Below are 7652 nucleotides of genomic sequence, written 5' to 3'. Positions count from 1 at the left end.
CACCGGCGGGCGCACCGATCGAGGGCGACCGCGCCACGCTGCCGGTCGTCCACGAGATCCAGATGTTCGCCGGCGAGACCCGGGTGCTGCCCCAGCGCGACGCGCAGCGCCTCGCGGTCGGCGACGCCAAGGTGCTCTCCGCGGCGGTGCTCGACGAGCGCGAGATCCTGTTGATCGCCAATGGCCCGGGCGACACCATGCTGCAGGTGTGGCCCCGCTCTGGGCGCAGCCAGCGCATCAAGATCACCGTCCGCCAGACCGACACCGCGCGCATCGCGCGCGACCTGCAAGGCTTCCTGCACGACGTCCCGCGGCTGCGCACGCGCACCATCGGCGACAACGTGGTGATCGAGGGCGAGGGCCTGAGCGACGCCGAGCGCGACAAGGTGGCCGAGCTCGCCAAGCGCTTTCCGCAGCTCATCGACTTCACCAGCCGCGTCGGGCTCGATCGCATGTTCGCCTTCGACGTGCGCTTCGTCGAGATCAGCCGCAGCGGCCTGCGCGACCTCGGCATCGACTGGACCACGCAGGGCAAGCCGCTGCTCGGCATCGGTGTCGTCGGCGACCTGTACCACGACAACCGTACCGGAGCCACGGTGACACGCACGCTCGGCACCGGCGAGCAGCGCTCCGAAGTGGAGATCGAGGCGAACCGCGTCTCTCCTTTCGCCGCCAACGTCGCCCTGGTGGGCAGCTTCTTCGGCCGCCTCAACCTGCTCGCACAGAAGGGCGACGCGGTAATCCTCGCCTCGCCACGCCTCTCCGCGCGCAACCGCGGCGAGGCCAGCTTCCTCGCCGGCGGCGAGATCCCCGTGCCGGTCGCCTCGGCCACCGGCACACCGAGCGTGACGTTCAAGGAGTACGGGATCCGCCTCAACATCCTCGAGCCGGTGGCCGACGCCGCCGGCACCATCCGCGCACGCATCCGCACCGAGGTCAGCTCGCTCGACCGCAGCGTCGCCGCCCAGGGCGTGCCCGGGCTGCTGTCGCGCCGCACCGAGACCGAGTTCAACCTGCGCAACGGCGAGACCCTCGTGCTCTCCGGGGTGTTGCAGCGCGAGCAGCAAAGCGACGAGAACGCGGTTCCCTACCTGGGCGAGGTACCCGTCCTGGGTCACCTGTTCCGCTCCACGCGCTTCAACAACCGTGAGAGCGAACTCGTGGTCTTCGTGACCCCGTGGCTGCTCGAACCCGGCGAAGGCCTCCTCGACCCGCGCGCGCAGCTGCTCGAGCACCGTGCGGAACAGGCCCTCGCGCCGCCGCCCGAGTCCGCGCCGGTGGTGCGCGAACCCGCGGATCCCGCGTGGAACGCACTCTACGGCGGCAACTGACCGGAGATCGCGATGTTCTTCCGCAACCCGCAGCGGCATCCCCAGCCGGCACCCCAGCCGATACCCCCTGCAACGCCGCTCGAGGTGGATCGAGGTGCAGTCGCGCCCGCCCCCGAACCACCGGCGTGTGCCGTGCTCGAGCCGCGCCCGCCGGCGATCGAGGCGAATGCGGGCTTCACCTGGCGCAAGCGCATCCACGAGCGCCTGCTCGACACCATCGACCTGCGCCGGCGCGACCTCAACCGCATGTCGGACGACGAGCTGCGCAGCGAGACCACCGCGCTCGTGCGCGAGATCATCGCCGCCGAGGCCTCGCTGCCGCCCGGACTGGACCGCGAGCGGCTGTGCCGCGAGGTGCTCGACGAGGCGATCGGCCTCGGGCCGCTCGAGACCCTGCTCGCCGACGAGGCGGTGAGCGAGATCATGGTCAATCGTTTCGACCAGATCTTCGTCGAACGCGGCGGACGCATCGCGCCGCACCCGACGACCTTCACCAGCGACCGCGCGGTGCTCGGCGTCATCGAGCGCATCGTCGCGCCGCTCGGTCGCCGCATCGACGAATCCTCGCCGATGGTGGATGCCCGCCTGCGCGACGGCTCGCGGGTCAATGCGATCATCCCGCCGCTCGCCCTCAAGGGGCCGACGCTCACCATCCGCAAGTTCGCGCGCCGGGCGCTCGAGGTCGAGGACCTGGTGCGCCTCGGCTCCCTCTCGCACGAGATGGCCGCGTTCCTGCGCATCTGCGTCGAGCAGCGCCGCAACATCGTCGTCTCCGGCGGCACCGGCTCGGGCAAGACCACCTTCCTCAACCTGCTGTCGAACTTCATCCCCGATGGCGAACGCATCATCACCATCGAGGACGCCGCCGAGCTACGCCTGCGCCACAGCCACCTGGTGAGCCTGGAGGCGCGCCCGGCCAACCTCGAAGGGCGGGGCGCGATCAGCATCCGCGACCTGGTGCGCAACGCACTGCGCATGCGCCCCGACCGCATCGTGGTGGGCGAGTGCCGCGGCGGCGAGGCGCTCGACATGCTGCAGGCGATGAACACCGGCCACGAGGGCTCGATGACGACCCTGCATGCGAACAGCCCGCGCGATGCGCTCGCCCGCCTCGAGACCCTGGTCCTGATGGCGGGCATGGATCTGCCGCTCGCCGCGATCCGCGAGCAGATCGCCAGCGCGGTGGACATCGTCGTGCAGCAGACCCGCTTCGCCTGCGGCGCCCGCCGGGTCACCAGCATCACCGAGCTCACCGGCATGGAGGGCGGGCGCATCCAGCTGCAGGAGCTCTTCCGATTCGAGCGCCGTGGTGCCGACGCCGCCGTCGCCGATCCGGGCGGCGGCCACTTCACCGGCTGCGAGGCGGTGCCCGGCTTCTACGACGAGCTGCGCCGCCAGGGCCTCGCGCTCGACCTGCACCTGTTCGACCGGAGGCGTCCATGAGTGCGGCAAGCTCGTCTCCCGCCGTGCTGCTGGCCACGCTCGCCTTCGGCCTGGCCTCCGCCCTGCTCGCCTGGTCGGCGATGCGCATCGCGGGAAACGCGCTCGCACGCTACCGCGAACGCTTCACCGCCGAGGCCCACCTGCAGCTCGAAGAACTTTTCCTGTTCATGGACCCGGCGCGCCTCTTCGTGCTCAACCTGCTCGCGGTCACCGTCGGCGGCATCGGCAGCTGGCTCGCCAGCGGCGAGCCACTGATCGCACTCGCCAGCGCAGGCGCCCTCGCCCTGCTGCCGCGTCTCGCCTTCGGGCTGCTGCGTCGACGCCGGCTCGCCCTCATCGAACAGCAGCTGCCCGACGCGCTGCAGGTCATCGCTGGCGGCCTGCGCGCGGGCGTGTCGATGACCGTGGCGCTGCAGCAACTCGTCCGCGAGGGTCGCCCGCCGATCGCCCAGGAGTTCGACCTCACCCTGCGCGAGCACCGCCTCGGCCTCCCGCTCGACGAGGCGCTGGACCATCTCGCCGAGCGCGTGCGCCTGCCCTCGCTGACCCTGGTCGTCGCCGCGATGCGGATCGCCAACGAGACGGGCGGCAGCCTGGCCGAAGCGCTCGAGCGCGCTGCACTGACGGTGCGCAGCCAGCTCGCGATGGAAGGGAAGATCGGCGCGCTCACGGCGCAAGGCAAGCTGCAGGCGCTGGTGGTCGGCATGCTGCCGCTCGCGCTGCTGCTGGTGCTCGACCGCATGGAGCCGGAGGCGATGGCCTTCCTGTGGCACTCACCCCCGGGCTGGGCGACGCTCGCGGTGATCGCCACGCTCGAGGTACTGGGCGTGCTGCTGATCCGGCGCATCGTGGCGATCGACGTATGAACCTCGCTCAAATGCTTGCGCTCGACGAACGCACTGCGATCGCGGCGGTGGCCCTGCTCGCCGGTCTCGGCAGCGCCGGCATCGTAACCGCGCTCGCACGCAGCGTCAGCGCCGTCCAGCCCGAGGACCGCACCTGGCTGGACACGCCGCCGCGCTTCCTGCGCCTGCTGTGGTGGCCCACGCGCTGGATCGCGCACCTGATCGCTCCACTGCTTCCGGCACGCCTGCAGGGAGGACTCGCCGTACGCCTGCGCCTGGCCGGGCTCGACTATACGATCTCCCCGGCGCAGCTGCTCGCACACCGTGCCGCCTTCGGGCTGTGCGGACTCGCCATCGGCCTCGGGTTCGCCGGCGCCTGGGGGCTGTCCGCGACGATTCCGGGGCTGGCGGGCGCCACCGCCGGCCTCCTGATCGCCTGGTCCTGGCTCGACGATCGCATCCGTTCGCGACGCAGGCTGATGCTCAAGCAGCTCCCCTTCGTGCTCGATCTCGTCACCCTGTGCGTCGAGGCCGGACTCAACCTCACCGGCGCACTCCAGCAGGCCGCGGCGAAGGGACCCGCAGGCCCGCTCGGGGAGGAACTGCACCGCGTGTTGCGCGACGTGCGCGCTGGCAAGTCGCGCGCCGACGCGCTGCGCGGCTTCGCGGAGCGCGTCGGCGAGCCGGCGATCGCGAATCTCGTCTCCACCGTGATCCAGGCCGAGAACATGGGCATGAGCCTGGGTCCGATGCTGCGCGCACAGGGTGAGCAGCGCCGCGCCGAGCGCTTCGCCCGCGCCGAGAAGGCGGCCATGGAGGCACCGGTGAAGATGCTGCTGCCGCTGATCGCCTGCATCTTTCCCTGCACCTTCATCGTGCTCGGCTTTCCGATCGCGGTGAAGTTCATGACCATGGGGCTGTGAGCATGCGAATCCACGTCGCCCGCAGCTTCCTGCAGCGCGCTCGCGGCCTGCTCGGGCGTGCGCCCCTCGCCGCCGACGAGGCCTTGTTGATTCGTCCATGCTCGTCGATCCACACCTTCGGCATGCGCTTCGCGATCGACGTGGTGTTCATCGACGCCCGTGGCTGCGTCCTCGCCGTGCATGAGGCGCTCGGCCCCTGGCGCGTCGCACATTGCCGCGGCGCGTCCGCGGTGCTCGAGATGGCGCCGGGAACCGCGCGCCGCGAGGGACTTTCTCCAGGGATGAGTGCGCGACTGATCTTTGCCGCGCCGCACGCATGATACGTCCGCCCCCACCGTTGCCACCGGAGCGACTGCCTCTTCCACGGTCCCGACGCCGCGTCCAGCGCGGCGCCGGTGCGGCCGAATTCGTCATCGTCGCCCCTGCCCTGCTTGCGCTCACACTGGCCATGCTGCAGACCGGGCTCGCCTACCACGCCCGCAGCATCGTCAATTACGCCAGCTTCGAGGCCGCACGCGCCGGGAGCGTCGCCCACGCCGGGCTGGCGAGCATGCGCCTCGCCTTCGCGCGCGCGATGACGACCTACTATGGCGGCGGCCGCAACCTGGCCGAGCTCGCCGACTCCTTCGCCGCCGCTCAGCTCGATCTCGCCACCGCACTGCGCATCGAGATCGTCTCGCCCACCCGCGAGAGCTTCGACGACTACCACAGCCCGGCGGCCGCGCAACGCCTGCAGACCAGCGCACGAGTGCTTCCATCCGCCCAGCTGGGCGTGCTCGACTGCCCGGCCGAGCGCGCCAACTGCAACGCCGACCCGGCAAGCAACCGCTCTGGCCAGACGCTCGCCGACGCCAACCTGCTCAAGCTGCGCGTGACCTGGGGGCTGCCCCCAGCCAAGCAGGTCCCTCTCGCCGGGCGCTTTTTCACCTGGGCACTGCGCACGCTCGATCCCGACGACGAAGACGCCTTCCGCCGCGGCCTGGTCGAGGCCGGCCGCATCCCGCTGGTGAGCCAGGTCACGCTGCGCATGCAGTCGGACGCGATCGAGAACGCCGCGATCCTGCCGCGCACGCGTGCGAGCGGCGATTCCCCGGCTCCCGCAGCGACGCCCTTGCCCGGCTGCGCCCCCACGGATCCTCTGTGCACGCCCGACCCGGCGAGCGCAGACACGCCACCGGAAACACCGCTCTCGGGCGGGGAGGACGGAACCCCGGCGGTCGATGGCAACGGATCGGACGGGGAAACCAGGCCGGAAACCGACAGCAGCGACCCCACGGAGGACGTGGAGGATACGGAGGACGCCGAGGAGGAACCCGAATGCTGATCGCGGCACCCGCGTCCGGCGGCAACACCCAGTCTTCACTCTCCTGCCCGACGACGCCCGCTCGACGGCAGCCGGTACGCGGCTCGCACGCAAGCCCGCACACACGAGCCGGTCGCCGACACCGTGCGATGCTGGCAGGCACCGCGCTGCTGGCGGCGCTGCTCCTCACACTGCGCCCCGGGCTGGCGGCCGAGACCGCGTCCTCGCAATCCGGCGTCGCGGAGGACGGCATCCAGCAGAGCGGATGCGGGATCACCATGAGCTGTGCACCGGACCCGGCCCACGAGGACCTCTCGGCCCCGGAAACCCCCGCGGCCGGACAATGCGTCGCCAACAACGCCGGCAACCCGTGCGGCAGCGCCAGCGGCCCGGCCAGCCAGGGCTCCGCCACTGGCCAGGACGTCGGCGCGGGCAACCCGATCGACGTGCTCTCGGGCAACAAGTACCAGCACGAGGTCGACCTCCCGGCGCTGCCCGGCGTGCTCGGCCTCGAGATCGTCCGCCACTACAACAGCCGGCGTGCCCGCGAGGGCGACATCGGCGCACCCGGCAGCGGCTGGCGGCTATCCTACGAGACCCGGCTGCACATCCGCGACGACCGCCTCGAGATCCTCCAGGCCGACGGCGCACGGACAATTTTCGCCCGCCGACCGGGCGATGCGCAGCGCTGCGCCAGCCGCGACCCCAGCCGCGGCGAGATCCGCATCCGCCCCCGCCCCGGCGGCGACGAATACCTCTGGCGCTGGCCCGACGGCCGCAGCCTGCTGTTCGACGGCGCCGGCCGACTCGTGCAGATCCTGCTGCCGAGTGGCGAGTTTGTCTCGCTGCGCCACGACCCTGCCGGCCGGCTGCTGCAGGTCACCGATCCTCAGGGCCGCAGCCTGCAGCTGCACTACCACCCGCCGGGCAGCCTCATCGACGGCATCGCCCACATCGACAGCCCGCTCGGGCGCTTCTCGTACACCCAGGAGAGCGTCGCGATCCCCGCACGCACCCGCGTGGGCTCAACCGCCGAACGAGGCTCCCGGCACGGCGGGCAGGTGGCTTCCAATGACGGCGGCCCGGCCAGCCAGCGCGGCGCAAGCGCGAAGAGCCGCCCTGCACCCAAGACCGCCGCCGCAAGACTCGTCCGCGTCGACTACCCCGGTCCACAGGCGTCGAAGAGCGGCGGGGCCGCCGCCCGCGCATACCACTACGAGGACCCGCGCCACCCGGTCGCGCTCACCGGCATCAGCGTGCTCGCCCGCCAGCCCGACGGCCCGCCCGCGCCCCAACGCATCGCCAGCTACGCCTACGACGCCGCCGGGCGCGGCATCCGCTCGGTGCGTGGCGCGCTGCCGGCAGATGGCGAGACCGGCCGCGAGGACGTTCGCCTCGACTACCCCGCGCGCGGCCGCAGCGTGCTCACCAACAGCCTCGGCCAGCGCACCACCTACCTCGGCGCGGTCATCGCCGGCCAGCGCCGCCTGCTCGAGGCGCGCGGCCCGGGCTGCGCGCGCTGCGGCCCCACCGACGTCCGCTATGGCTACACGCCCGATGGCCGACTGAGCGTCATCACCACGCTCGACCCCGAAGGCCGGCCGCGCACCTCCACCCAGCATCGCTTCGACGCCCACGGACGCATCGTCGAGACCCTCGACGCCGATCTCGCCGGCGCCCGGCCGCGCCTGCTCGACCGCGTGCGCTACGAGTATCCCGACGCGCCGGCAAGCGCGCTCGCCGACACGAAGCCCGCAGGCCCCGGCGCAGGCGCCGAGCCTGCCGAGCCCGCCGCGCCGACGTCGCC

Annotated in this window: 7 protein-coding genes; all 7 read left to right on the top strand. The window is 72.0% G+C overall.

What is annotated here, in order from left to right; all coding sequences use genetic code 11:
- Positions 1-1331 (top strand): type II and III secretion system protein family protein (locus tag C667_RS17910; RefSeq protein WP_004373413.1); only part of this gene is annotated, 1331 nt, incomplete at its 5' end.
- 12 nt (positions 1332-1343) lie between these two features.
- Positions 1344-2774 carry a TadA family conjugal transfer-associated ATPase gene (locus tag C667_RS17905; protein ID WP_039922073.1) on the top strand — a complete coding sequence of 477 codons (1431 nt, stop codon included), beginning with the start codon at positions 1344-1346 and terminating at the stop codon, positions 2772-2774.
- The gene (locus tag C667_RS17900; RefSeq protein ID WP_051174688.1) at positions 2771-3640 is read left to right on the top strand and encodes a type II secretion system F family protein; all 870 of its coding nucleotides are present in this window, start codon (positions 2771-2773) and stop codon (positions 3638-3640) included. The genes C667_RS17905 and C667_RS17900 overlap by 4 nt, the downstream gene beginning before the upstream one ends.
- Positions 3637-4542 (top strand): type II secretion system F family protein, encoded by a 906-nt coding sequence (locus tag C667_RS17895; protein WP_039922072.1) that lies wholly within the window; start codon positions 3637-3639, stop codon positions 4540-4542. The genes C667_RS17900 and C667_RS17895 overlap by 4 nt, the downstream gene beginning before the upstream one ends.
- Positions 4543-4544: 2 nt before the next feature.
- Entirely contained in the window at positions 4545-4862 is a 318-nt protein-coding gene (locus C667_RS17890) for a DUF192 domain-containing protein (RefSeq protein WP_039922070.1), read from the top strand.
- A 128-nt stretch (positions 4863-4990) separates the two neighbouring features.
- Positions 4991-5866 carry a hypothetical protein gene (locus tag C667_RS17885; RefSeq protein ID WP_004373402.1) on the top strand — a complete coding sequence of 292 codons (876 nt, stop codon included), beginning with the start codon at positions 4991-4993 and terminating at the stop codon, positions 5864-5866.
- A 128-nt stretch (positions 5867-5994) separates the two neighbouring features.
- Positions 5995-7652, top strand: a 1658-nt coding sequence (locus tag C667_RS17880; RefSeq protein WP_004373400.1) for a DUF6531 domain-containing protein, incomplete at its 3' end; no start/stop codon positions are given.

Origin of the sequence: Thauera phenylacetica B4P, assembly GCF_000310225.1 — a bacterium.
Lineage (GTDB): Bacteria > Pseudomonadota > Gammaproteobacteria > Burkholderiales > Rhodocyclaceae > Thauera > Thauera phenylacetica.
This window is presented reverse-complemented; position numbering and strand designations above follow the sequence as displayed.